Genomic DNA, 24,591 nt, shown 5'->3' with positions numbered 1-24,591 from the left:
AAACGGCCGGAGTTGTTCGGCGCCCGGCGGGTTCCGGGACAGTGGGCTGTTGTTCGTCGGTGCCAGGTGGCAGACTGCGGCCGACGGCCGGGGGGCTGGGCGAGCGCGGAGGATGACGTCGATGGGCACGACTCAGGCAGGCGGGGGCGCCACGGTACGGCGCCTGCTGCTCGGTACCCAGCTGCGCAAGCTCCGCGAGGCCAGAGGCGTCAGCCGGGAGGAGGCCGGGTACTCGATCCGGGCCTCCGAGTCCAAGATCAGCCGCATGGAGCTCGGCCGGGTCGGCTTCAAGGAACGCGACGTCGCCGACCTGCTCACCCTGTACGGGGTCGAGGTCGAACAGGAGCGGGCCACCGTCCTCGGACTGCTGCGCGACGCCAACGCCAGCTCCTGGTGGCACGAGTACGGGGACGTCCTGCCCGGCTGGTTCCAGAACTACCTGGGACTGGAGGAGGCCGCGGCCGAGATCCGCAGCTACGAGGTCCAGTTCGTCCACGGGCTGCTCCAGACCGCCGACTACGCCCGGGCCGTGGTCACCGCCGGCTGCCACGCCACCGGGCCGGAGGAGATCGAGCGCCGGGTCGACGTACGGCTCAAGCGGCAGGCGGTGCTGACCGGCGAGCGGGCGCCGCGGCTGGTCGCGGTGCTGGACGAGGCCGCGCTGCGCCGGCCCTGGGGCGGCGCGGAGCTGATGCGGGGCCAGCTGGACCGGCTGCTGGAGCTGAGCGAACTGCCCAACGTCCGGCTCCAGGTGCTGCCGCTGGGCAACGCCGGGCTGAGCGCCGAGAGCGGCGCGTTCACCGTCCTGGGCTTCGCCGAGGCCGAACTGTCGGACGTGGTGTACCTGGAGCAGTTCACCACCGCGCTCTACCTGGACAAGCCCGCCGAGGTGGCCGAGTACCGGCACGCGATGGACGACCTGGTCGCCGACAGTCTGAGCCCGGCACTGACCCGCGACCTGCTGCATTCCGTGCGCCAGGAACTGTAAGACGTCAGTACGATGATCCCCCATCAGGTCGGGTGCATGAGAGGGATCAGATGTCGTACTTCTCCGAGTTGGCCCTGCAGTACATCGATGGTGAGTGGCGCAGCGGCAGCGGCTCCTGGGACATCGTCGACGTCGACCCCTACACCGGCGACAAGCTCGCCACCATCACCGTCGCCACCGTCGCCGAGGTCGACCTGGCCTACCGCGCCGCCGAGCGCGCCCAGAAGCAGTGGGCCGCCACCAACCCCTACCAGCGGCGGCTGGTCTTCGAGCGCGCGCTGCGGCTGCTGGAGGAGCGCGAGCCGGAGATCGTCCAGGCGGTCATGGCGGAACTCGGCGGCACCGCGCTGAAGGCGGGCTTCGAACTGTCGCTGGTCAAGGACGTGCTGCGGGAGTGCCTGCACCTGTCGGTGGCCCCCGAGGGCCGGCTGCTGACCTCGCCCGCCCAGGGCCGGGAGAACCGCCTCTACCGGCTGCCGGTCGGCGTGGTCGGCGTGATCAGCCCGTTCAACTTCCCGCTGTTCCTGGCGCTCAAGGCCGTCGCCCCGGCGCTCGCGCTCGGCAACGGCGTCGTCCTCAAGCCGCACCAGGAGACCCCGGTGGTCGGCGGCGGGCTGATCGCCAAGCTCTTCGAGGACGCGGGGCTCCCGCCCGGCCTGCTGAACGTGGTGATCACCGACATCGCCGAGATCGGCGACAGCTTCCTGGAGCACCCGGTGCCCAAGGTGATCTCCTTCACCGGCTCCGACAAGGTCGGCCGGCACGTCGCCACCGTCGCCGCCGGGCACTTCAAGCGCACCGTCCTGGAACTCGGCGGCAACAGCGCGCTGATCGTCCTGGACGACGCCGACGTGGACCACGCCGTGGACGCCGCGGTGTTCAGCCGCTTCGTCCACCAGGGGCAGGTCTGCATGGCCGCCAACCGGGTGCTGGTGGACCGGTCCGTCGAGGCCGAGTTCACCGAGAAGTTCGTCGCCAAGGTCGCCTCGCTCACCGTCGGCGACCCGCGGGACCCGGCCACCCACATCGGCCCGCTGATCAACCCCGTCCAGGCCGACGGCCTGCGCGCCCAGGTCGACCAGGCCGTCGCGGCCGGCGCCACCGCGCTGCTGCGCGGCGACACGGTCGGCAGCCTGATGGAGCCGGTGGTCCTCACCGGCCTGGCCGAGGACGCGCCGATCCTGCGGACCGAACTCTTCGGCCCGGTCGTCCTGCTGGTGCCCTTCGACGGCGAGGACGAGGCCGTCCGGCTCGCCAACGCCACGCCCTTCGGCCTCAGCGGCGCGGTGCACACCGGGAACACCGAGCGCGGCGTAAAGCTCGCCCAGCGGATCGAGACCGGCATGATCCACGTCAACGGCGGCACCATCGCCGACGAGCCGGGCGTGCCCTTCGGCGGCGAGAAGAACTCCGGCGTCGGCCGCCTCAACGGCGAGTCCACGGTGGACGCCTTCACCACCCTGAAGTGGATATCCGTCCAGCACGAGCGCGCGGTCTTCCCCTTCTGACCCGCGGTTCGGACGCGAGGGCCTCCCGGCGGCTGCCGCCGGGAGGCCCGTGGCGTCAGGCGGGGTAGCGGAGCAGGGCGTCGGTGGCGAGCTCGAAGCCGAAGGGGGCCGGGAGCGGGACCGGGTCGCCGAACTTGCCGTTCCAGCGCCAGCGGTAGCCGCTGTCGGACGGCTCGGCGTAGAGCGTCAGGTCGCCCTCGCGCGGGTCGATCAGCAGGTACAGCGGGATGGCCATCAGTGGGTAGTCGCGGACCTTGCCGACCAGGTCGTTCTCCGGGTTCGACGGGGAGACGATCTCCACCGCGATGGCCGCCTGCTCGGCGGGGACCTGGTTGCCGCCCTCCTCCAGCGCCGAGAGGGGGATGTAGGTCAGGTCGGGGTTGCGGAGCTTGCCGACGTTCGGGGAGGCGAGGTCGGTGTTCTCGCTCGGCATCGTTTCGGCGGGGCGGTGGGCGTCGAACTGCTCGCGGACGAGCAGCAGGTTGCGCTGGTGGATCACCGAGGGGCCGGCCGTCATGATGATCTCGTCGCCGGAGATCTCGATCTTCCACCCGGCCGGAGGCGTCAGGCTCTCCGCGTAGGCCAGCAGCCTCGCGTGGCGCTCGGGGATCTGGAACTCGCTCATGGCGCCATTCTTCCACCGGACAGGCCGAAAGGCCGTCGCCGGACGGGGCGACGGCCTTTCGCTCGGGGAGTGCGGATCAGAAGACCGGCTGGCCGGCGCGGACCAGGCGCCAGGAGTCGGTGAAGAACTCGGCGGGGTCGATGACGCCCTTGGCCTTCACCCAGGCGATCATGGTGTTGCGGATCTCGTCGGAGTTCGACCAGACCATCTTGGCCTTGGCGACGTGCGGGAAGTTGCCGCCGCCGTTGGCACGGTAGTTGTTGACGGCGAGGACGAACTCGGCGGCCGGGTCGATCGGCTTGCCCTGGAAGGACAGGTTGACGATCCGCGAGCCCTTCGGCTGGGCGATGTCGATGTCGTAGCTCAGGCCGTAGAGCGAGTCGTAGTTGTAGTCCGGGGTGGCCTCGGCGCCGGTCAGCTTGTCCTTGTCGACCGGGGCGCCCGGGGCGAGCTGGTTGTAGTACTTGACCGAGTACTCCAGGTAGTCCTTGAGCTGGGCGCCCGTCAGGATGCGGGCCTCCAGGGTGTTCTCGTAGATGTAGAGGCCCGCGGCGTCGCGCAGCTTCACCTGGCCGGACGGGATCAGGGCGGTGCGGTTGAACGGGGCGGCCTGGGCCAGCACCGGGAGGTTGGCGTACTGGCCGCCCGCCAGCGCGGCCTTGACGGCGTCGGCCTGGACCCGGCCGATCAGGTCGATGATCGGGGTGGCCTTGAAGGGGGCGTCGGCGATCGACAGCGCGATCTTGCTGGTGCCGATGTTCTGGTTGACGTACGCGACGACCTTCTTGTGCTGCCCGGCGATCGCGTCGGTGATCTCCGGGTTCTCCGGCACGGTGTTGGAGTTCAGCAGCCGGGAGGAGACCGAGGCGACCTTCCAGGCGCCGCCCGTGAACTCGACCTCGAAGTCGAAGCAGGTCAGCCGCTGGCCGTAGCAGAGCGGCTCGGAGAGGACGACCGTGCGGCCGGTCTTCTTGTTGACGACCAGGCGCTGCGGGACCTCCTTGTGGGCGTGGCCCACCAGCACCGCGTCGATGTCCGGGACGGTCTCCGCCAGCGCGACCGAGACGTTCTCGGCCCACGGCAGCTGGTCGCCCCAGGTGGTCGCCTCGTCGCAGCCGGAGTGCGCCGAGACCACGATGACGTCCGCGCCCGCGGCCTTCATCTTCGGCACCCAGGTGGCGGCGGTCTCCACGATGCCCGGGAAGACCATCTTGCCGCTGACGTTGGCCTTGTCCCAGATCGCGATGCCCGGGTTGGTCAGGCCGAGGATGCCGACCCGCACCGGACGGCCGCCGCCCAGGCGCAGCTCCTTGATCACGTACGGCTTGAAGGCCGGCTTCTCGTTCTTCGCGTTCAGCGCGTTGGCGCCCAGCAGCGGGAACTCCAGCTGCTCCTCGTAGGCCTTCAGGAGCGGGATGCCGTAGTTGAACTCGTGGTTGCCGAGCGCGGCGGCGTCGTACTCCATGAGGTTCATGGCGACGGCCATCGGGTGGTCCGGCACGGTGTTGGCCTCGGTGTCGATCGACTCGATCCGGGCGTAGTAGTAGGACAGCTGGGTGCCCTGGATGGTGTCGCCGGAGTCGATGAGCAGGCAGCGGTCCCAGCCCTTCTCCTCGCGCACCTGGTTGGCCAGCGTGGAGATCTTGGCGAGGCCGACCGCGTTGTGGGCCTTGTCGGTGTACTCGGCGTCGGTGAAGTAGTCCCAGTTGAGCACCCGGCCGTGCAGGTCGGTGGTGCCCATGACGGTGAAGGCCTGCGTGCGCGGCTTGCGCTGCTGGCCCTTGGCGGCCGCCGCGTCCGGCTGGGCGGCCGCGGCGGAGGGGGCGGCGGCCAGGGCGGCGCCGCCGGCCAGGGCTGCGCCGGCGGCGGTGGCGGCGGACCGGGTGACGAAGTCACGGCGGTTCAGGGTCATGGACGACTCTCCCGAGTGGGACGACGGCGGATGGACCGTCAACTGGTGTTCGTGAACAAAAGTGTGCGTGCACGCGTCGACGCGCGTAGAGGGACGCGCGTAGAAGTGTGCCGTGCGAGCCGGGGTGCTGAATAGCCCCCTGACCTGTCCAGGAGGTGAGATCTTGGCGACTCGTTCGTGACGGGCGTGGGGGAGACGTGGGGTGGTACGGAGGCGCGGAGGCCTGAGGGGCGGAGGTGCGAAGGGCGCGGGCCGGCCGATGCCGGGTCAGGCCAGCTCGCCCGCCAACCGGTCGACCTCGCGGCCCAGCTGGACCGCCGGGTCCGGATCGTCCGGCCCCGCCCAGGGCTGCCAGGTCCGCGCCCGCAGGTAGCCGGCCACCGCGACCGGCAGCCGGTCCCGGACGATCCGCTCCGCCACCGGGCCCGGGCCGGCCGCGCGCAGCGCCGCCAGCAGGCCGTCCACCCCGGCGGAGGGCGGCAGCGGCACGGTGTCCAGGTAGGCGGCCAGCGCCACCAGCTCCGGGTCGGGCGCGGGGGCGGGCTCCGGTGCGGGGACCGGCTCCGGCTTGGGGGCCGGAGGCGCGGAGACCTCGGGCGGCTGCGGCTCCGGCCGCGGCGGGAGCGGCGGCCGGGGCTTCGGGGCGGGCGTCAGCAGCGCGCCCACCCCGTACAGCCCCGCCACGACCCCCGGCCACCAGACCCCGCCCAGCCCGGCGAAGTGCAGCCCCAGGCCGACCGCGCCGCCCGCGCAGCCGACCAGGTTGCGGGCCGACTCCAGGTAGCGCAGCGCCCGGGGGCCGAACCCGTTACTGGTAGCCACGGATCTCCTCGAACACCCCGTCCAGCGAGCCCGTCCCGTCGAACAGCTTGCCGCCGCTCAGGTCCGCGATCCCCTGGAGCTGGTTCACCGCCGCCTCCCCGAACCTGATCGGGAACACCGGGATCGCCTTCTCCCCGGCCGGCAGCGCGTCGTGGAAGCGCTTGAAGTCGCCGTCCGTCGCACCGGCGTTGCTCTCCCCGTCGGTCATCAGCACGATCGAGGTGAACCGGTCGTCGCCGGCCGCGGCCTGCTGGCGCTCGATCACCCGGTACGCCTCCTCCAGCGAGGAGTACACCGCCGTCCCGCCCGAGGCGGCCAGCGACTGCACGTCCGCGTCGATCGACGCCAGCTCCGCCTCCGGGCCCGGACTGCCGCCGGTGGCCGGCACCACGTGGGTCCTGGTCCACTTCACCGCGGAGGCGAAGGAGAGCAGCGTGATCTCCTCGCGGTCCCGGAAGCGGCGCACCCCGCGGGTGTCGTCCGACCCGGTCAGCCGGCCCAGCGCGCTCTTCAGCGCGGCGATCCGCGAGCCCTCCATCGAGCCCGAGGTGTCCAGCACGTACACCGTCCGGGACGGGCGGCGCAGCTCGTTCTGGTACGAGGCCAGCAGGCCGTCCGCGACCGCCCTGGTGCCCGGGAACGGCAGCTCCCGGCGGCGGTCCGCGGGCAGCCCGGCGGCCGGGGCCGCGCCCGCCGTCACCGGGCGGCGCAGCGTCAGCTCGGAGATGCGCTTCTGCACGTCCTCCTTGAGCAGGTACGCGGTCAGCCGCTGGAAGGAGTCGCGCTGCTCCTGCGCGGCGGAGGACATCAGCGAGAGCGGGTAGTCCGCCGACACCACGCCGTCCACCGGCCGCACCACGGTCAGCTGCTGCTGCGGCGACAGCGTCCGGTTCAGCGACAGCAGCACCGACTCGTAGTTCACCAGCGCGCCCACCACGCCCGACTCGGCCCGGGTGTACGCCTGCGCCAGCCAGCCGGACGAACCCGAGGTCAGCTTCTGGCCCTTGAAGAACTCCTTCAGCTGCGGGGCGGCCTTCTGCACGTCCGCGTCGGTCAGCGCCGCGCCCGCGCCGGAGAAGGCCGAGGCCACCGCGACGAGGGTGGAGAAGCCCGAGTTGGAGCGGGACGGGTCGGCCATCCCGTACGGCAGCTTGCCGGCCGAGGCCGCGGCGCCGACCTGCGCCCAGGTGACCTTCGACCCGTCGCCCCAGCCGAGTTCGCCGAGCGCCGAGGAGCGCACCCCGATCGCCACCGGCGACACCATCACCGGGGTCTCCGAGACCAGCTTGGACTTCCCGGCCGGATCGAGCCGCAGGTACTGGTTGGACGGGAACCACACGGCGTCGTACTTGCCGTCGGCCCGGCCCGAGGCGACGGTGTCCGCGCCGTCCAGGGTGCCCGTCCAGGAGAACTGCACGGTCACCCCGGTGGCCTTCCGGGCGTCCTCCAGGACCGGTGCCAGGTCCTGGAGTTCACTGCCGGCCAGGACGCGCAGCACCCCGGGGCGGGCCGTCTCGGCGGGCGGGTCGGTGGGCTTCGGGGCGGGGTCGCCGCCGCCGGTGGAGGTGCAGGCGGTGGCCGCGGCGAGCACGGCGGCCAGCGCGGCCGTGAGCCAGCCGCGGCGCCTCGTCGGGTTGGTCACTTGGTCCCCTTCGCCGCGGCGGTCAGCTTCTGCAGGTTGTCCAGCGAGGGCAGGGTCGCCTGCTTGATCCTGGCGGCGGTCAGATCGGGTGCGAAGGTCGGTTTCTTCTCCCGCATCAGGTTCGCGAAGGCCTCCGGCTTGGCCTGCGGCCGCAGGCCGAACCGGGCCTCCAGGTTGCGCAGCACCTCGTCGTTCTGGAGGACGTCGGCGAGCTTGCGGCCGCTGTCGGTGTGGGCCACGAGGGTGTGGTCCGAGTAGACGGTGGTGTCCGGGTACAGCACCACCATGTCCCCGGTCGGCTTGTTCTGCAGCGCCAGGGTGGCGGCCTGCGACTCGTACGCGAAGATCAGCGGGTTGCCGATCCCCGCGCCGAAGTCCCGGAACGGCTCGTCGCTGCTGCTCTTCTGGATGCCCTGCAGCGCGTTCGCGGTGTGCAGGACGTCCTTGACGGCGGCGACGCCGGCGTCGTCCGACACCACCTGGTGGTTGTTGGCGACGTAGGAGAGCAGCGCGAGGTACATCGCGCCGGAGGACGAACTTTCCGGGTCGGTGGTGGTCACGAAGAGCTGGCCGGACAGCTCGGGGTGCTTGTCGGCGCCGGACAGGCCCTCCCATCTGCGGCCGCCCTTCAGGGCGTTGACGTACTCGTCCATCCGGAAGGTCCAGACGCCGCTGACGGGGTCCAGCTCGGCCAGCTTGTTGTTCTGCAGGACCTCGGCCACCGACGGGTGGGCCACGATCACCAGCGGCGAGTAGAACGGCACCAGCGGGGAGTCCTGCAGCTTCCAGATGCGCTGGATCTCCCGGGCCGGTGCCGCGCTCGCCGGGAAGGCGAAGTCCAGCCCCGGGGTCTTGGCCGCCTGGTCGCTCATCGTCCAGGAGCCGGTCGAGTCCGCCCGGACCAGCAGGCCCTGCTTCGCCAACTCGGCCTTGACCTCGTCGTTCTCGAAGAAGGCGCGCTTCTCCGAGCCGATCAGGCCGGTGACGGTGACCGTCTTGGTGTCCGGTCCGTTGTGGTCGATCAGCGCGTAGCCGACCCCGCCCAGCAGGACCAGGGCCGCGACCACCCCCAGTGCGCGTCGCATACCGAACGCCTCCCCCTCGCCCGCTCCTTCGTCCGGGTGGTGGCCCGGACGCCCGGGCCGCGACCCGGGGGTGACGAGCGTCCCGCCGGGCGGGGAGCGGGGGCGGAAGCGGCGATGAACCAGGGGTGAACAGGCCTTCACGGAATCGCATCGGCATCGCGGCGGCGGGCGGCGCGGGAGGCGTGCGGAGGGAGCGCGGGAGGGGCGTGGGGAAGGGTGTTCGCACAGCGGTCCGAGGATGTGTCAGATTGTTCAACTCGCCTTACGGCAACGGTCATCCCGCAGTCCGGACCCGCGTCGAGGTTACGCGTCGGTAATGCCTAGTCTCAGCACTATGCGCCGAGCAAAAATCGTCTGTACCCTCGGGCCCGCCACCGACTCGTACGACCAGATCAAATCCCTGGTCGACGCCGGGATGGACATCGCCCGACTGAACCTCAGCCACGGCCTGCACGCCGAGCACGAGGAACGCTACCGCCGCGTCCGCAAGGCCGCCGACGAGACCGGCCGCAGCGTCGGCGTCCTCGTCGACCTTCAAGGCCCGAAGATCCGGCTCGACACCTTCGCCCACGGGCCGGTACTTCTCGAACGCGGCGACGAGTTCACCATCTCCACCGACAAGGACGTCGTGGGGGACAAGGACCGCTGCGGAACCACCTACTCCGGGCTCGCCGGTGACGTCGGCCGCGGGGAGCGCATCCTGGTCGACGACGGCCGGGTCACCCTGGAGGTCGTCGCCGTCGACGGGCCGCACGTACGGTGCCTCGTCATCGAGGGCGGCCTGGTCTCCGACCACAAGGGCCTCAACCTCCCCGGCGTCTCCGTCTCCGTCCCCGCACTCAGCGACAAGGACGTCGCCGACCTGCGGTGGGCACTGCGGACCGGGGCCGACCTCATCGCGCTCTCGTTCGTCCGCAGCGGACGGGACATCGAGGACGTCCACCGGATCATGGCGGAGGAGGGGCGGCACGTCCCGGTCATCGCCAAGATCGAGAAGCCGCAGGCGGTGGACAACCTGGAGTCCGTCGTCGACGCCTTCGACGGGATCATGGTGGCCCGCGGCGACCTGGGCGTGGAGATGCCCCTCGAACAGGTCCCGCTGGTCCAGAAGCGCGCCATCAAGCTCGCCCGCCGCAACGCCAAGCCGGTCATCGTCGCGACCCAGATGCTCGACTCGATGATCAACACCTCCCGGCCGACCCGCGCCGAGGCCTCCGACGTCGCCAACGCCGTCCTCGACGGGACGGACGCGGTGATGCTCTCCGGCGAGACCTCCGTCGGCAAGTACCCCGTCGAGACGGTCAAGACCATGGCCCGGATCGTCGAGGCCGCCGAGAACGACATCCTGGCCGCCGGCCTCCCGCCGCTCACCACCGGCAACAAGCCGCGCACCCAGGGCGGCGCCGTCGCCCGCGCGGCCGCCGAGATCGGCGACTTCCTGCACGCCAAGTACCTGATCGCCTTCACCCAGTCCGGCGACACCGCCCGCCGGCTCACCCGCTACCGCTCGCCCATCCCCGTCCTCGCCTTCACCTACGAACCGGCCGTACGCAGCCAACTCGCCCTCACCTGGGGCGTGGAGACCTTCCTCGGCCCGTTCGCCCCGACCACCGACCAGATGGTCGAACAGGTCGACGCGGCCCTCCTCTCCCTCGGCCGCTGCCAGAAGGGCGACATCGTCGTCATCACCGCCGGCTCACCCCCCGGCCTGGCCGGCTCCACCAACCTCGTCCGCGTCCACCACGTGGGGACGCTGGACGCCTGAGCGATCCTCGTACGGCTGTCCGCGGGCGGCGTCCCCCATTCGACGGGACGTCGCCCGCCCGCCGTCGGAACGGCGTGGGAGGCGCCTGGTGCGTCCATAACATTCGTGTTATGACTTGGGGAGAGGTGGAACTCGAACCGGAGGTCCGGGACTGGATCCTCGGGATGGGCCAGGACGACCAGGAAACGGTCGCCTTCTACATCGAACTGCTCGCCGTCCGCGGGCCGCTGCTCGGAGAGCCGCACACCCGGCAGTTGGACGGAAAGCTGAGGGAACTGCGCTTCCATCTGAACGAACTGGAGATGCGCATCACCTACTGGATCGCAACCGGTAGGAGGATCATCCTGCTGACGGTGTTCCGCAAGACGCGTATGCGGGAGGTCGGCGAGGTCGAGCGGGCGAGGCGGGCGATGCGTCGGTGCGTCGTCGAGCAGCACACCGTGGACGAGGACGAGGAGTGGGTGGGATGAGCGAACGCACGTCCTGGCGGGCCATGCGCGAGGAGATCATGAACCGTCCCGGAGCCGGTGCCGCGTACGAGGCTGCCCGGATCCGCTTCGAGCTCGGTGAGGCCGTCCGCCTGCGCCGCGAGGCCCTCGGAATGACGCAGGTTCAGTTGGCGGTGGCCCTCGGCATGCAGCAGCCGGCCGTGGCCCGCTTCGAGGCGGGCGGGACGATGCCCACGATCGTGGTCCTGGAGAGGTTCGCCGAAGCACTCGGCATGAGGCTCACTGTCGAGCTGGAGCCGTTGGACAAGGCGAGCTGAGTCACATCAGCGGCTCTTCATCCACAGTTGGTGAAGGCATGCCATGTCGACGATCCTTCGAAATGAAGGAGAGGTACCCCGAGTGGGATTCGAACCCACGCTGGATGGTGTTTGAGACCACTGCCTCTACCGCTGGGCTATCGGGGCCAACCGCAGAATCGAAGGTTGCCCCCGACCCTGAATGCCCTAAACATACCGTGTCTAGGTACCCTCGTGCATGCAGTACCCCGCCGGAACTAGGAGCCCCGTGAGCACCGCCGACGAGCAGGCGCAGCCGCTTGAGACCGATACGCCCCAGATCACCCGGATTGTGATCGCCGAGGACGAGGCGCTGATCCGTCTCGATCTGAAGGAGATGCTGGAGGAGGAGGGGTACACCGTCGTCGGTGAGGCCGGCGACGGGGAGACGGCGGTGCGCCTCGTGGAGGAGCTGAAGCCGGATCTGGCGATCTTCGACGTGAAGATGCCGGTGCTGGACGGGTTGTCCGCGGCCGAGCAGATCCACGACAAGCACCTGGCGCCGGTGCTGATGCTGACGGCGTTCTCGCAGCGGGAGCTGGTGGACCGGGCGCGGGACGCGGGAGCGATGGCGTACATCGTCAAGCCGTTCTCGAAGTCGGACCTGGTGCCGGCGATCGAGATGGCGGTGTCCCGGTACGCCGAGATGCGGGCGCTGGAGAAGGAGATCGGGGATCTCAGCCAGCGGTTGGAGACCCGGAAGCTGGTGGACCGGGCGAAGGGCGTGCTGCAGACCAAGTTCGGGCTGAACGAGCCGGCGGCCTTCCGGTGGATCCAGAAGACGTCGATGGACCGTCGGATGACGATGGCGGCGGTGGCCGAGGCGGTCATCGAGGAGGGCGAGGCCCAGGACCGCAAGAAGGCGGAAGAGGCCAAGCCCGAGTAGGCGTGCGGGAAGGGCCCGGCAGAAGAACGTTTCTGCCGGGCCCTTCCGCGTGCAGGGGCTCAGTCCTCGCCGAGGTAGGCCTTGCGGACGGACTCGTCGTGCAGGAGGTCGGCGCCCGTTCCGGAGAGGACGATGCGGCCGGTCTCCATGACGTAGCCGCGGTCGGAGAGGGAGAGGGCCGCCTGGGCGTTCTGCTCGACCAGGAGGATGGTCGTACCGGAGGACTTCAGTTCCACGATGGTGGACATGATCTTCTGCATCATCAGCGGGGAGAGCCCCATGGAGGGCTCGTCCAGCATGAGCAGCTTGGGCCGGGACATCAGGGCCCGCCCCATCGCGAGCATCTGCTGCTCGCCGCCGGAGAGCGTGCCGGCGGCCTGGCGGCGGCGTTCGCCGAGGATCGGGAACAGGGTGTAGGCCCGTTCGACGTCCGCGGTGATGCCGGCCGCGTCGGTGCGCAGGAAGGCGCCGAGGAGGAGGTTCTCCTCGATGGTCATCCGGGGGAAGATGTGCCGTCCCTCGGGGGAGTGGGCGAGGCCGAGGGCGACGATCCGGTGGGCGGGGACGGCCGAGAGGTCCTGGCCGTCGAAGGTGATCCGTCCGGCGGTGGGCTTGAGCAGGCCGGACAGGGTGCGCAGGGTGGTGGTCTTGCCGGCGCCGTTGGTGCCGATGAGGGTGGTGACCTCGCCCTGTTCGACGGTGAAGCTGATGCCCTTGACGGCTTCGATCTTGCCGTAGGCGACGCGGAGGTCCTCGACCTCGAGAAGTGCGGTCACTGGTCGGACTCCGTAACGGCGGGGGTGGTGCCTTCGAGCGGGGCGCCCAGGTAGGCGGTGATGACGCGTTCGTCGTTCTGGACGGTCTCGCGGTCGCCCTCGACGATCTTCTGGCCCTGGACGAGCACCGCGGTGCGGTCGCAGAGGTTGAAGATGAAGCGCATGTCGTGCTCGATGACGAGGACGGAGATCCCCTTGTCGCGGATCGCGAAGACGAGTTCCTCGGCGGCCCGGGTCTCCTGGGGGTTCATGCCGGCGGTGGGTTCGTCGAGCAGCAGCAGGCCGGGTTCGGAGGCGAGGGCGCGGGCGATCTCCAGCTTGCGCTGCTCGCCGTACGGGAGGTTGCGGGCGAGGTGGTCGGCCTTCTCGACGAGGCCGGTGAACATCAGGAGTTCCATGGCCTTCTCGCGGCTCTCGGCCTCGGCGCGGTGGTAGCCGGGGCCGCGCAGGATGGCGGAGAAGATGCCCTCCTTGGTGCGGGTGTGCCGGCCGACCAGGACGTTCTCCAGGACGGTCATGTTGGCGAACAGCCGGATGTTCTGGAAGGTGCGGGCGATGCCGGCCTGGGTGACGAGGTGGGGCTTGGGCGGCAGCAGGGTGTCGCGGTAGCGGACGGCGCCCTCGGTGGGGACGTACAGGCCGGTGAGGCAGTTGAAGAAGGTGGTCTTGCCGGCGCCGTTGGGGCCGATCAGACCGATGATCTCGCCCTCGCCGACGGTCAGGGAGACGTCGTTGACCGCGGTGAGGCCGCCGAAGCGCATGGTGACGCCGGTGACTTCGAGCAGGGGTGCGGCGGTGGTGGTGGTCATCGGGTCGGTCACGCCCCTGACTTGGTGAGTGCGGTCGGCTCGCCGGAGGCCTGGGCCGGGACGGCGGCCTCGTGGAACTCCAGCTGGCGGCGCCGGTTGGGGATGAGGCCCTCGGGGCGGACCCGCATCAGGACGATGAGGGCGGCGCCGAAGGCGAGGAGCTGGTAGTCGGCGAGGAACTCGAGCTTCTTCGGGATGAGGAAGAGCAGGGTGGCGCCGGCCAGCGGGCCGCTGATGGTGCCCATGCCGCCGAGGATGACGGCGGCGAGCAGGAAGGCGGAGTTCGGCGGGAGGGCCTCGGCGAAGGTGTACTGGTCGGGGGTGACGGTGTAGCTGACGTGGGCCTGGACGGTGCCGGCCAGGCCGGCCAGCAGGGCGCCGAGGGCGAAGGCGAGCAGCTTGAGCCGGAAGCCGTTGATGCCCATGGCCTCGGCGGCGGTCTCGTCCTCGCGGATGGCGACCCAGGCGCGGCCGATGCGGGAGTTGCCGACCCGGGCGAAGACCAGCACGACCAGGGCGGTGACCAGCAGCATCAGCAGGTAGTAGTTGGAGAAGCGGCCGAGTTCGACGCCGGCCACGGTGTGCGGCTTGCCGAGGTCGAAGCCGAGGATCTGCAGGTCCGGGATGCGCGGGATGCCGTTGGAGCCGTTGGTGACCTTGGGGCCGGTGGTGCCGTTGAGGTTGAGCATGGTGATGCGGAAGATCTCGCCGAACCCGAGGGTGACGATGGCGAGGTAGTCGCCGCGCAGCCGCAGGGTGGGGGCGCCGATCAGGACGCCGAAGACCATCGAGACGACGGCGCCGGTGAGCATCGCGGCCCAGAACGGGAACTGGACGTGGATGGGCGAGGCGGGGGAGCCGGAGACCAGGGCGGCGGCGTAGGCGCCGACGCCGAGGAAGGCGACGTACCCGAGGTCGAGCAGGCCGGCCAGGCCGACGACGATGTTGAGGCCGAGGGCGACGGTGGCGAAGATCAGGATGTTGGTGGCGACCGAGGTGTACTGGTCGCTGGTCTGGGTGAACGGGAAGCCGGCGGCGGCGGCGAAGGCGGCGCCGGTGGTGACCGGGCGGTGCTTGACGGTCAGCGCGCGCAGCCGGGCGAGCAGGCCGGACCTGGTCAGGGCGGGGACGGCGAGGGCGACGAACAGCAGGTAGCCGGTGAAGAGTTCGCCGTACTCGGTGTCGATGCCGAAGGTGATCGCGAACAGTCCGGTCCCGAAGGCGAGGACGATCAGCAGCACCTCGACCCAGGAGGGGAGGGCCCGCGGCGCGGCCAGCGGGCGGTCGATCCGGCCCAGCCGCAGCCCGCTGTTGGCGAGGTGGCCGAGCTGGAGCAGCAGGACGACGCCGGCCGCGATGGCGAGGCCGCCGGCCAGGGCGGTCATGACCGGGGCCACCGGCTTGTCGCCGGGGATGGCGTGGGCGCCGAACCAGGCGGCGGGGGCGACCGGGACGAGCAGGAAGAGGCGCCTGTCGAGGATCCGCAGCGGGACGGCGGTGCGGCGGTCGAGGGGCAGGCCGAGGGCGCCGAGGACGGCGAGCAGGCCGCCCGCGGCGAGCACCCAGCCGCCGGGTTCGAGGTTGGTGGTGCCGCCGAGCTCGGAGGAGATGGCGGCGACCGCGTAGACGGCGACGGTGAGGGCGCCGGTGGCGGCGTACAGGACGGCGTTGTTGCTGCGGGTGGGGGCGGCCCAGCGCAGGCCGGGGACGCCCTGGGCGGCGAGCAGCAGGACCAGGGTGAGCAGGCCGGCGGCGAGGGCGAGCCACTGGAGGCCGGCCGGGGAGCCGTAGTAGGTGAGGTCGCCGGGGAAGTCGGAGGTCCAGGTCCAGGACATGGCGGCGGAGGCGGCGGTGGCGAGGGCGCCGAGTCCGGTGACGGCGGCGGCGGCGCGGGCCGGCAGCGGGATGACCGGGGTCGTCTCGGTGTGGGTGGTGGTCATGGTGGTCACGCCCTGTCCGCGACGCGCTCGCCGAGCAGGCCCTGGGGCCGGATCAGGAGGACGAGGATGAGGAGAACGAAGGCCCAGACGTCCTTCCAGGCGCCGCCCCCGAAGAGGTGCATGCCGGGCAGGTGCTGGATGTAGCCGGTGGCGAGGGCTTCGGCGAGGCCGAGGGCGAGGCCGCCGAGCATGGCGCCGTAGATGTTGCCGATGCCGCCGAGGACGGCGGCGGTGAAGGCCTTGAGGCCGAGGATGAAGCCCATCCGGAAGTCGACCTGGCCGCTGCGCAGCCCGTACGCGACGGCGGCGACGGCGGCGAACGCGGCGCCGATGGCGAAGGCCATGACGATGATGCGGTCGGTGTCGATGCCCATCAGCTTGGCGGTGTCCGGGTCCTGGCTGGTGGCCTGCATGGCGCGCCCGGAACGGGTGCGGGTGACGAACCAGCCGAGGGCGAGCATGCACAGCGGGGCGGCGATGATCAGGAAGAGGTCGCTGCGCTGGATGGTGACGGAGCCGAGGCTGAACGGGTCGCCGGGGATCTTGGGGAAGACCCGGGCCTTCTTGGCGTCCGGGTAGAAGGAGAAGACGAGCTGCTGGAGCAGGATGGACAGCCCGATCGCGGTGATCAGCGGGGCGAGCCGTGGGGCGTTGCGCAGCGGGCGGTAGGCGAAGCGCTCGGCGGCGACGGCGGTGAGGGTGGAGACCAGGATGCCGGCGATCAGCATGAGCGGCAGGGCCAGCCACAGGGTGGTGCCGCCGGGGAGGGCGAGGTAGGCGGTCAGGGCGCCGAAGCCGCCGACCATGACGATCTCGCCGTGGGCGAAGTTGATGAGCTGGACGATGCCGTAGACCATCGTGTAGCCGATCGCGACGAGCCCGTAGAGGGCTCCGAGGATCAGGCCGTTGGCCAGCTGCTGCGGTAGGTCGTGCACCGCTGGGCCTCCGTAGTGCGTTCGGGGTGTCCGCGTGGGTGGTGGATGTGGGTGCGCGCGGGGGCACTCGTGGCGCCCCCGCGCGTGGTGGTGGTGAAGTGGCGCCTGTGGTAATGGTGGTGACTGGGTGTCAGCCCTTGAAGGTGCCGGACTTCTCCACGGCCCACTTGCCGTCCTTGACGGTGTAGACGGTGAGCTGCTTGTTGGTGGTGTCGCCGAACTCGTCGAAGGAGACGGTGCCGGTCACGCCGGCGAAGCTGACCTTCTGGACGGCGTCGCGGACGGCCTTGCGGTCGGGGACCTTGCCGTTGTTGTCCTTCACGGCCTGCTTGACGCCCTGGATGATGGCCCAGGCGCTGTCGTACGAGTAGCCGCCGTAGGTCTCGTAGGCGTCCTTGTAGCCGGCCGCCTTGTAGTCGGCGATGAACTTCTTGGCGGTGTCCAGGCTCTCGACCGGCAGGCCGACGGCGGTGGCGTAGTCGCCCTGGCTCTTGGGGTTGAGCTTGATGAAGTCGCCGCTCTGGATGCCGTCGCCGCCCATCAGCGGGATGTTGACGTTGGCCTCCTTGAGCTGGAGGGAGAGCGGGCCGGCCGCGGGGTACTCGCCGCCGTAGTAGACGGCTTCGGCCCCGGAGCTCTTGACCTTGGTGACGATGGCGGCGAAGTCGCGGTCGTCGGGGTTGACGTGCTCCTCGCCGACGAGCTGGCCGCCGAGCTTGGTGAACTCGCCCTTGAAGGTGCCGGCCAGGCCCGCGCCGTAGGTCTTCTGGTCGTCGATCAGGAAGACCTTGGTCTTCTTGGCGTCGCTGTAGAGGAACTGGGCGGCGAACGGGCCCTGGACGGCGTCGGTGGTGGCGGTGCGGAAGTAGGACGTGAACGGGCGCTTCTTCTCGCCGCTGGCCCACTTCTCGCCCTGGCTGAGGGCGACGCCGGTGTTGGCGGGGGAGACCTGGACCAGGCTGGCGTCGTCGAAGATCTGCTGCATCGACTGCGACACACTGGAGTTGAGCGGGCCGACGACGCCGAGGACCTTGGGGTCGCCGACCAGCTGGGTGGCGTTCTGCTGGCCGGGGGCGGGCTTGCCGGTGTCGTCGAGGGCCTTGATCTCGAACTTGACGCCGGGGACCTCGTTGGTCTCGTTGGCCTTCTTGATCGCGAGGTCGGCGGAGTTGCGGATGCCGAGGCCGAGGGCGGAGAGGTCGCCGGTGAGCGGGGAGTCGACGCCGATGACGACGGTGGTGGAGCCGGAGTTGGAGTTGCCGCCGTCGGCCTTCTTCTCTCCGCGGGAGCCGCAGGCGCTGAGGCTGAGGGCACCGATAACGGCAATGCTCACGACAACTGCTGAACGGTGACGCACGAGGGTCCCCTTCGGTTCAGGAGGCGCCCGCGCCGGAGTGGCGGGAGCCGGAGTGCGCGGAGGGCCTGGCCCAATCGAATGGCGCGGTGACTGGCCGTGACTCTAGATGCCCTTGGGCGACTCGGGCAGTACTGGGCGCAGGCTGTGATTCTCTTGTTATGAGCACACGGAGTATTTGTCTCACCATGTGGTCGTTCCGGTTCGATCGATCCCGAGATGGCGGGCGTTTACGCGCTGGTAGGGCGATGTAAGGCCCAGAAATGGGGGTTGCAGCTGGCAGCGCCGATTATCGGACGCTCGTGTCCGATGCCCTGCTTCCGGCCTTGAGCGTCCGCATTGCGGACAACGGGGGCGCGGCCGAGTGGTCCCGGGGCGCCTGAAGGCCTCGGAACCGGCAATTGATCGGATTTCCTACTTGTTACGCAGCGTTACGAGCGCGGGATGTGTGCCGACCGCGCCCGGACATGTGAACGCCCCCTTGTCCAGACCAACGCCTGCCCAAGGTGGCGGAAGGTCAAACAAGGGGGCGGAAAAGGGACTTGATGTTGTCCGGAGTGAACTCCGGTCCGCTGTGCGGACGTTGTCACGCCTCGGAGTTCGGTCAGAGGTCGCGCAGCATGCAGGTCAGCCGGCAGCTGGTGATCCGCCGGCCGGTGTCGTCGGTGATCGCGATCTCGTAGGTGGCGGCGGTGCGGCCCTTGAACACGGCCGTCGCCACCCCGGTCACCAGCCCGGAGGTGGCCGAGCGGTGGTGGGTGGCGTTGAGGTCCACGCCGACCGCGTAGCGGCCGGGGCCGGCGTGCAGCATCGCCCCGATCGAGCCCAGCGTCTCGGCCAGCGCCGCCGACGCGCCGCCGTGCAGCAGCCCGTACGGCTGCTGGTTGCCCTCCACCGGCATGGTGCCGACCACGCGGTCGCCGGAGGCCTCGACGATCCGGATGCCGAGCTTCTCGCCGAGGTGGCCGCCGGAGAAGGTCTGCGCGTTCACGCCGAGCTTGGCGAAGTGGTCCAGCACGTCCTGCGGGACGTTCAGGACGGGCGTGCCGTCGTGCGCGCTGTCGGGGACGGTCTCGGGGGCGGTGTCGGGGACCGCGTCGGTCATGGGGGAACTCCTGCCGCTCGGGGGTGTGCCGCCTGTGATCGTACGACCGTCCTACTCATAGGTAGCAGCGGTGGCCGGACCGGCGCGGCGTCCTTTTTGTCGGTGCCGGGCCATAGGATCGGTGGCCGGTAGTGGAATCGGCAGGAACGGACGTTGACGTGGCTACGCAGAGTACGGACAAGGGCGCGACGGGTGGCGGCGGGGCCGGCCCGCGGCCCCGGCTGATGCTGCTCGACGGGCACTCGATGGCCTACCGGGCCTTCTACGCCCTGCCCGTGGAGAACTTCAACACCTCCACCGGCCAGCCCACCAACGCGGTCTACGGCTTCGCCTCGATGCTCGCCAACACCGTCCGGGACGAGCAGCCCACCCACCTCGCCGTCGCCTTCGACCTCTCCCGGCAGACGTTCCGCTCCGTCGAGTTCCCCGACTACAAGGCCAACCGCGCCAAGACGCCGGACGAGTTCAAGAGCCAGGTCGGCCTGATCGGGGAACTGCTCGACGCCATGCACGTCCCCCGGCTGACGGCCGAGGGCTTCGAGGCCGACGACATCATCGCCACCCTGGCCACCGCCGCCGAGGCGGCCGGCTACGACGTCGACATCGTCACCGGCGACCGCGACTCGCTCCAGCTGGTCACCGACCACGTCACCGTGCTCTACCCGACCAAGGGCGTCTCCGAGCTCACCCGTTACACCCCGGAGAAGGTCGCCGAGAAGTACGGCGTCACCCCGCGCCAGTACCCGGACCTCGCCGCCCTGCGCGGCGACCCGTCCGACAACCTGCCCGGCATCCCCGGCGTCGGCGAGAAGACGGCCGCCAAGTGGGTCAACCAGTTCGGCTCCTTCGACGAACTCGTCGCCCGCGCCGACGAGGTCAAGGGCAAGATCGGCGAGAAGCTGCGCGACCACCTCGACTCGGTCAAGCGCAACCGGGTGCTCACCGAGCTGGTCCGCGACGTCGAACTCCCGCTCGGCGTCACCGACCTGGACCGCAAGCCGTTCGACAAGGACGCCGTCGGCACCCTGATGGAGTCGCTGGAGTTCCGCAACGCCAACTTCCGCGACCGCGTCTTCGGCATCGACCCGTCCACCGGATCGGAGACCGCCGAGGCCGAGCTCGCCCCCGGCGTCGAGGTGGACGGCGAACTCCTCACCGACCCGGGCACCCTGGCCGCCTGGCTGGCCGAGCACGCCTCCGACGGCAAGACCACCGTCGCCCTCGCCGCCGTCTACCAGTGGGCGCTCGGCACCGGCGAGGTCACCGAAGTCGCCCTCGCCGCGGGAGAGACGGCCGCCTGGTTCGACCCGGCGCTGCTCGCCGAGGAGGACGAGCGGGCCTTCGCCGGCTGGCTCGCCGACGCCGCCGCCCCCAAGGCCCTGCACATCGCCAAGCAGGTCATGCGCGCCTTCGCCGAGCGCGGCTGGACGATCGACGGCGTCGTCGCCGACACCGCGCTCGCCGCCTACCTGATCAAGCCCGGCCGCCGCACCTTCACCCTGGAGGTGCTCGCCGAGGAGTACCTGGGCCGCTCGCTCACTCCGGCCCCCGCCACCGAGAGCGGCCAACTCTCCTTCGACGCGCCGGAGGAGGACGAGACGGCCGCCGCCCGGTCGCTGATGCTCCAGGCCCGCGCCGTGCTCGACCTCGCCGCGCTCTTCGACACCCGCCTCGCCGAGGTCGGCGCCGTCGAGCTGACGCGCGACATGGAACTGCCCATCGCCGCCCTGCTCGCCCGCATGGAGCGCTACGGCATCGCCGCCGACCGCGAGTGGCTCACCCGGCTGGAGGCGCAGTTCGCCGCCGAGATCCAGCGCGTGGTGGAGGAGGCGCACGCCGCCGCCGGCCGCGAGTTCAACCTCGGCTCGCCCAAGCAGCTCCAGGAGATCCTCTTCGGCGAGCTCGCGCTCCCCAAGACGAAGAAGATCAAGACCGGCTACACCACCGACGCCGACGCGCTCACCTGGCTGGCCACCCAGACCGACAACGAACTGCCGGTCATCCTGCTGCGCCACCGCGACCAGGCCAAGCTGCGCACCACCGTCGAGGGCCTGCTCAAGACCGTCTCGCCCAAGGGCCGGATCCACACCACCTTCAACCAGATGGTCGCCGCCACCGGCCGGCTCTCCTCGCAGGACCCGAACCTGCAGAACATCCCGGTCCGCACCGAGGAGGGCCGGGCGATCCGCCGCGCCTTCATCGTCGGCGAGGGCTACGAGTCGCTGCTCACCGCCGACTACTCGCAGATCGAACTGCGGATCATGGCGCACCTGTCCGAGGACGAGGCGCTGCTGGAGGCCTTCGCCTCCGGCGAGGACCTGCACACCACCGTCGCCTCCCAGGTCTTCGAGGTGCCGGGCGCGGCGGTGGACGCCGAGATGCGCCGCAAGATCAAGGCGATGTCCTACGGCCTGGCGTACGGGCTGTCCGCGTACGGGCTCTCGCAGCAGCTCGGCATCAAGCCGACCGAGGCCCAGGGCCTGATGGACACCTACTTCGAGCGCTTCGGCGGCGTCCGGGACTACCTGCGCCGGGTCGTCGACGAGGCCCGGGCCACCGGCTACACCGAGACCCTCCTCGGCCGCCGCCGCTACCTGCCGGACCTCAACAGCGACAACCGCCAGCGCCGCGAGATGGCCGAGCGGATGGCCCTCAACGCCCCGATCCAGGGCTCGGCCGCCGACATCGTCAAGATCGCCATGCTCCGGGTCGACGAGGCGCTGCGCGCGGCCGGCCTCACCTCCCGGATGCTGCTCCAGGTGCACGACGAAATCGTGCTGGAGCTGGCCCCCGGCGAGCGCGAGCGGGTCGAGGCCGTCGTCCGCGAGCAGATGGCGGGCGCCTACCCGCTGCGCGCCCCGCTGGACGTCTCGGTCGGCGTCGGCCCGAACTGGGAGGCAGCCGCGCACTGACGGGTGGCCTTCGGGCGGGTCCGGGCGCGCGAGGCGTCCGGGCCCGTTCTCCGGCGCGCCCGCGTCAGCCCAGCGGGGGGTGGATCAGCCGTCCGTGGTGGATCAGGGACACGGACTGCTTGAGGCGGCGGACGCGGATGCTGATCTCGTAGCCCCTGATGCCCTCGATGCGGGCCAGGCGGCCGCTGAGGTAGCGGTAGAAGTCGGGGGTGTCCCGGCAGATGACGACGGCCATGAGGTTGTGCCTGCCACTGGTCGCCGCGACGAAGGCGCATTCGTCGTGCCGGCCGAGCTCCTCGCCGATCCGGTCGAGTCCGGGCAGGTCGACCTGGAGCCAGAGGACGGCGTTGAGCTCGTAGCCGAGGCGCTCCGGCAGGATGTCGATGCCGTAGGCGAGGGAGCCGGAGGTCTCCAGGGCCTCCAGCCGGCGGGCGACCCGGGGCGTGGACCAGCCGGTGACCTCCGCCAGGCGGGTGTGGGAGGCGCGGCCGTCCTCCGCCAGGGCCTCGAAGAGCGGGAGGTCCTCGTCGGCCGGGGCGAGCGGCGGCCCGGCGGCCACGGGGCGCTCCGCCGTCAGCAGTCGCACCTGCTCGTCGGTCAGGGAGCGCTCCCCGCCGGCCCAGCCGACCGCGTCCGGGGCGCCGAACGCGTGCAGGAGGAGGTCGACGCTCATGTCGAGGACCGAGGCGGCGCGCGGGAGCTGCCGCAGCAGGACGTCGTCGCGCCCGGTGCCGGCGGCCGAGCGGATGGTGCAGATGATCTCCGACCCGCCGGAGGCGATGCTGGCGTAGCCGACCTCGGGCCTGCGGGCCAGGGAGTCGGCGACGGGCCCCACGGCCTCCGGGCGGCAGCGCAGCCGCGCGACCCACTCCGCCTGCCCGTGGGCGGACGGGCTCCGCTGCCCGATGACGCGCAGGATCCCGCCGCGCCGCAGCGCGTTGTAGCGGCGGGCCACGGTCTGTTCGGACACCCCCACGACCTCGCCGAGGCGGCGGAAGGAGACCCGGGGGGCGCTGTAGAGCCCGTGGATGATTTTGCGGTCCAGATCGTCAGGCACGGAGGAATCCTGACACAGGCGCGGGCCAGAACGGAGGTTCTGGTACGTCTGCCGGGATCGCTTGGGGATTCCCCGCCCGTGGGGCCGAAGCTTTGCGGTGCCCCAGCAACCGGTGCCCGCGCGGCATCCCGCAGTCGAAGGAACCACCCCGTGAACTCCGCAACGGTGCAGCGCCCCGTGGCCGGACGAGGCGTCACGCTCGTCATGGCCTGCCTGGGCGTCTTCGTCGCCTACCTCCCCGTGACCACCGTGTCCGTGAGCCTGCCGGCGCTCCAGCGGGTGCTGGGCGCCTCGACCTCCCAACTGTCCTGGGTCTCGGACGCGTTCGTGCTGCCGATGGCCGCGCTGATCCTGACCACCGGGGTGTGGGGCGACGTCCACGGCCGCAAGCGGGTGTTCCAGGCGGGCATGGCCTTCTGCGCCCTGGGCGCGGCCGTCTCGCTGACCGCGGACTCGGTGCAGTCGCTGTGGGTCGGGCAGGCGGCCTCCGGACTGGGTGCGGCGGCCCTGCTGCCCACCACGCTGGCCCTGATCAGCCACGCCGTCCCCGACCACCGGGAGCGCGGGAGGTTCATCGGCCTGTGGGCGATGTCCATGCTGGCCTCGCTGGCCATGGGACCGCTGATCGCCGGGCTGCTGCAGCAGCACGTCGCGGTGCGCTGGATCTTCCTCCTGCCGATCCCGGTGTCCCTGGTCGTCCTGGTCGTCGCGGCCTTCCTGCTGCCCGACTCCCGGGCGCCGCACGGCCGGCGGCTCGACTGGCCCGGGCAGATCAGCGCGGCCGTCACGGTCACCGCCGTCGTCTACGGCGTGATCGAGGGCGGCGCCGACGGCTTCGGCACGCCCTCCGTGGTGGCGGCCCTGGTGATCGGCGCCGTCAGCGCCGTCGCGTTCGTCCTCGTGGAGCGCCGCAGCGACAGCCCGATGCTCGACCTGGCCCTGTTCCGCAGCCCCGCCTTCGCCGCCACGTCACTGGTCGCCATGATCAGCTTCCTGGGGCTGATCGGCTTCTTCTTCGTCCTGAGCCTGTACTTCGGCCTGGTGCAGCACCTGAGCACGTGGGAGGCCGGACTGCGGATGGTCCTGGTGTCCGGGACGTCCCTGGTCGCGGGCGTCCCCGTCGGACGGCTGATGCACCGGGTCTCCCCCCGGGTCATGATCACCACCGGTCTGGTGGTGATGGCGGGCTCGCTGCTGTCGCTGACCGGCGTCGACGCGGCCACCTCGTACGGGTCGCTCGCCTGGCGCCTGGTCCTGCTCGGCCTCGGCATCGGCGCCGTCCTCACCCCGATGACGGCCTCCGCGGTCTCCTCCGTACCGCACCACCTGGCCGGCATGGCCGCGGCGGGCAACAACGCCTTCCGCCAGCTCGGCGGCGCCCTCGGCCCCGCCGTCCTCGGCACCCTGCTGACCACCCGCGCCCTCGACGCCCTGCCCGGCCGCCTCACCGACGCCGGCGTGCCCACGGAGACCGGCGGCCACGTCCTCGCCGTCGCCCGGGAACAGGGCCTCGGCGCCGTCGCCGGGCTCGACCTCGGCCCCGCCACCAGGCCGGCCCTGAGCGCGCTCAGCGGCTCCTTCCTCGACGGCCTCCAGCTCTGCCTGGTCGTGTCGGCCTCGCTCGCCCTGCTGGCGACACGCCCTTGGCCAGGCCCACCACCGCCACCAGGGCGACGGCGAGCAGCA

At 71.0% G+C, this 24,591-nt stretch carries 20 protein-coding genes and 1 tRNA gene; 8 read left to right on the top strand and 13 right to left on the bottom strand.

Annotation, left to right across the window (positions count from 1 at the left end; genetic code table 11):
• The first annotated feature begins 121 nt into the window (after nt 1-121).
• A complete protein-coding gene (locus tag ACWDCZ_RS15200; RefSeq protein WP_049651208.1) occupies nt 122-988 on the top strand; it encodes a helix-turn-helix domain-containing protein in 867 nt (288 codons plus the stop codon).
• 50 nt (nt 989-1,038) lie between these two features.
• Complete coding sequence (locus ACWDCZ_RS15195) at nt 1,039-2,496, top strand: aldehyde dehydrogenase family protein (RefSeq protein ID WP_049651207.1); 1,458 nt, start codon at nt 1,039-1,041, stop codon at nt 2,494-2,496.
• 55 nt (nt 2,497-2,551) lie between these two features.
• Here the strand turns inward: ACWDCZ_RS15195 and ACWDCZ_RS15190 are convergent, their stop codons facing one another.
• The 5 genes from ACWDCZ_RS15190 to ACWDCZ_RS15170 all read right to left on the bottom strand — a co-directional run bounded on the left by ACWDCZ_RS15190 (nt 2,552) and on the right by ACWDCZ_RS15170 (nt 8,582).
• Nucleotides 2,552-3,121, bottom strand: a complete 570-nt coding sequence (locus ACWDCZ_RS15190; protein WP_375873966.1) for a Uma2 family endonuclease — start codon at nt 3,119-3,121, stop codon at nt 2,552-2,554.
• A 76-nt stretch (nt 3,122-3,197) separates the two neighbouring features.
• Entirely contained in the window at nt 3,198-5,033 is a 1,836-nt protein-coding gene (locus ACWDCZ_RS15185; protein WP_380743651.1) for a bifunctional metallophosphatase/5'-nucleotidase, read from the bottom strand.
• Between the two features lie 267 nt (nt 5,034-5,300).
• Complete coding sequence (locus ACWDCZ_RS15180; protein WP_380778190.1) at nt 5,301-5,855, bottom strand: hypothetical protein; 555 nt, start codon at nt 5,853-5,855, stop codon at nt 5,301-5,303.
• Complete coding sequence (locus ACWDCZ_RS15175; protein WP_380778192.1) at nt 5,842-7,497, bottom strand: vWA domain-containing protein; 1,656 nt, start codon at nt 7,495-7,497, stop codon at nt 5,842-5,844. The genes ACWDCZ_RS15180 and ACWDCZ_RS15175 overlap by 14 nt, the downstream gene beginning before the upstream one ends.
• Nucleotides 7,494-8,582, bottom strand: coding sequence for a substrate-binding domain-containing protein (locus ACWDCZ_RS15170; protein WP_049651552.1), 1,089 nt, complete (start codon nt 8,580-8,582; stop codon nt 7,494-7,496). The genes ACWDCZ_RS15175 and ACWDCZ_RS15170 overlap by 4 nt, the downstream gene beginning before the upstream one ends.
• 334 nt (nt 8,583-8,916) lie before the next feature.
• Between ACWDCZ_RS15170 and pyk the strand changes: the two genes are divergently transcribed.
• From pyk to ACWDCZ_RS15155, 3 genes are all read left to right on the top strand, one after another.
• A complete protein-coding gene (gene pyk / locus ACWDCZ_RS15165; RefSeq protein WP_049651553.1) occupies nt 8,917-10,347 on the top strand; it encodes a pyruvate kinase in 1,431 nt (476 codons plus the stop codon).
• A gap of 110 nt (nt 10,348-10,457) precedes the next feature.
• Entirely contained in the window at nt 10,458-10,817 is a 360-nt protein-coding gene (locus ACWDCZ_RS15160; RefSeq protein WP_117487393.1) for a type II toxin-antitoxin system RelE/ParE family toxin, read from the top strand.
• Nucleotides 10,814-11,113: a helix-turn-helix domain-containing protein gene (locus tag ACWDCZ_RS15155; RefSeq protein WP_117487392.1), complete on the top strand. Its 300-nt coding sequence runs from the start codon at nt 10,814-10,816 to the stop codon at nt 11,111-11,113. The genes ACWDCZ_RS15160 and ACWDCZ_RS15155 overlap by 4 nt, the downstream gene beginning before the upstream one ends.
• A 74-nt stretch (nt 11,114-11,187) precedes the next feature.
• On the opposite strand, the gene ACWDCZ_RS15150 is transcribed toward ACWDCZ_RS15155, so the two are convergent.
• Nucleotides 11,188-11,260 (bottom strand) — tRNA-Leu (locus ACWDCZ_RS15150).
• Nucleotides 11,261-11,360: 100 nt separating this feature from the next.
• On the opposite strand from ACWDCZ_RS15150, the gene ACWDCZ_RS15145 reads away from it, so the two are divergent.
• On the top strand, nt 11,361-12,017 hold the full coding sequence (locus ACWDCZ_RS15145) for an ANTAR domain-containing response regulator (RefSeq protein WP_049651556.1): 657 nt from the start codon (nt 11,361-11,363) through the stop codon (nt 12,015-12,017).
• Between the two features lie 59 nt (nt 12,018-12,076).
• Here ACWDCZ_RS15145 and ACWDCZ_RS15140 read toward each other — a convergent pair whose 3' ends face one another.
• The 6 genes from ACWDCZ_RS15140 to ACWDCZ_RS15115 form a co-directional block, all read right to left on the bottom strand.
• Nucleotides 12,077-12,793: an ABC transporter ATP-binding protein gene (locus ACWDCZ_RS15140; protein ID WP_049651557.1), complete on the bottom strand. Its 717-nt coding sequence runs from the start codon at nt 12,791-12,793 to the stop codon at nt 12,077-12,079.
• Nucleotides 12,790-13,602, bottom strand: a complete 813-nt coding sequence (locus tag ACWDCZ_RS15135; protein ID WP_449816139.1) for an ABC transporter ATP-binding protein — start codon at nt 13,600-13,602, stop codon at nt 12,790-12,792. The genes ACWDCZ_RS15140 and ACWDCZ_RS15135 overlap by 4 nt, the downstream gene beginning before the upstream one ends.
• 8 nt (nt 13,603-13,610) lie before the next feature.
• Complete coding sequence (locus ACWDCZ_RS15130; protein ID WP_449816138.1) at nt 13,611-15,542, bottom strand: branched-chain amino acid ABC transporter permease; 1,932 nt, start codon at nt 15,540-15,542, stop codon at nt 13,611-13,613.
• Between the two features lie 5 nt (nt 15,543-15,547).
• Nucleotides 15,548-16,477, bottom strand: a complete 930-nt coding sequence (locus ACWDCZ_RS15125) for a branched-chain amino acid ABC transporter permease (RefSeq protein ID WP_049651559.1) — start codon at nt 16,475-16,477, stop codon at nt 15,548-15,550.
• A 130-nt stretch (nt 16,478-16,607) separates the two neighbouring features.
• Nucleotides 16,608-17,834 carry a branched-chain amino acid ABC transporter substrate-binding protein gene (locus tag ACWDCZ_RS15120; RefSeq protein ID WP_117487391.1) on the bottom strand — a complete coding sequence of 409 codons (1,227 nt, stop codon included), beginning with the start codon at nt 17,832-17,834 and terminating at the stop codon, nt 16,608-16,610.
• Between the two features lie 601 nt (nt 17,835-18,435).
• Entirely contained in the window at nt 18,436-18,936 is a 501-nt protein-coding gene (locus ACWDCZ_RS15115; RefSeq protein WP_259316554.1) for a PaaI family thioesterase, read from the bottom strand.
• Between the two features lie 224 nt (nt 18,937-19,160).
• Between ACWDCZ_RS15115 and polA the strand changes: the two genes are divergently transcribed.
• Nucleotides 19,161-21,848, top strand: coding sequence for a DNA polymerase I (gene polA, locus ACWDCZ_RS15110; protein WP_449816137.1), 2,688 nt, complete (start codon nt 19,161-19,163; stop codon nt 21,846-21,848).
• A gap of 64 nt (nt 21,849-21,912) precedes the next feature.
• On the opposite strand, the gene ACWDCZ_RS15105 is transcribed toward polA, so the two are convergent.
• Nucleotides 21,913-22,905 carry an Lrp/AsnC family transcriptional regulator gene (locus tag ACWDCZ_RS15105; RefSeq protein ID WP_449816125.1) on the bottom strand — a complete coding sequence of 331 codons (993 nt, stop codon included), beginning with the start codon at nt 22,903-22,905 and terminating at the stop codon, nt 21,913-21,915.
• A 204-nt stretch (nt 22,906-23,109) separates the two neighbouring features.
• On the opposite strand from ACWDCZ_RS15105, the gene ACWDCZ_RS15100 reads away from it, so the two are divergent.
• On the top strand, nt 23,110-24,591 hold a 1,482-nt coding region (locus tag ACWDCZ_RS15100), incomplete at its 3' end, for an MFS transporter (RefSeq protein ID WP_449816136.1).

It is taken from the genome of Kitasatospora sp. NPDC001225 (assembly GCF_053597855.1).
The sequence above is the reverse complement of the archived record's forward strand: the minus strand, read 5'-3'. Positions and strand labels throughout refer to the sequence as shown.

What these genes read in the sequence shown, in the direction of transcription:
- ACWDCZ_RS15160 (WP_117487393.1), top strand. Translation starts at nt 10,458, where the DNA reads ATGACTTGGGGAGAGGTGGAACTCGAACCGGAGGTCCGGGACTGGATC.
- ACWDCZ_RS15155 (WP_117487392.1), top strand. Translation starts at nt 10,814, where the DNA reads ATGAGCGAACGCACGTCCTGGCGGGCCATGCGCGAGGAGATCATGAAC.
- ACWDCZ_RS15185 (WP_380743651.1), bottom strand. Translation starts at nt 5,033, where the DNA reads ATGACCCTGAACCGCCGTGACTTCGTCACCCGGTCCGCCGCCACCGCC.
- ACWDCZ_RS15190 (WP_375873966.1), bottom strand. Translation starts at nt 3,121, where the DNA reads ATGAGCGAGTTCCAGATCCCCGAGCGCCACGCGAGGCTGCTGGCCTAC.
- polA (WP_449816137.1), top strand. Translation starts at nt 19,161, where the DNA reads ATGCTGCTCGACGGGCACTCGATGGCCTACCGGGCCTTCTACGCCCTG.
- ACWDCZ_RS15195 (WP_049651207.1), top strand. Translation starts at nt 1,039, where the DNA reads ATGTCGTACTTCTCCGAGTTGGCCCTGCAGTACATCGATGGTGAGTGG.
- ACWDCZ_RS15170 (WP_049651552.1), bottom strand. Translation starts at nt 8,582, where the DNA reads ATGCGACGCGCACTGGGGGTGGTCGCGGCCCTGGTCCTGCTGGGCGGG.
- pyk (WP_049651553.1), top strand. Translation starts at nt 8,917, where the DNA reads ATGCGCCGAGCAAAAATCGTCTGTACCCTCGGGCCCGCCACCGACTCG.
- ACWDCZ_RS15130 (WP_449816138.1), bottom strand. Translation starts at nt 15,542, where the DNA reads ATGACCACCACCCACACCGAGACGACCCCGGTCATCCCGCTGCCGGCC.
- ACWDCZ_RS15115 (WP_259316554.1), bottom strand. Translation starts at nt 18,936, where the DNA reads ATGACCGACGCGGTCCCCGACACCGCCCCCGAGACCGTCCCCGACAGC.
- ACWDCZ_RS15200 (WP_049651208.1), top strand. Translation starts at nt 122, where the DNA reads ATGGGCACGACTCAGGCAGGCGGGGGCGCCACGGTACGGCGCCTGCTG.
- ACWDCZ_RS15135 (WP_449816139.1), bottom strand. Translation starts at nt 13,602, where the DNA reads ATGACCACCACCACCGCCGCACCCCTGCTCGAAGTCACCGGCGTCACC.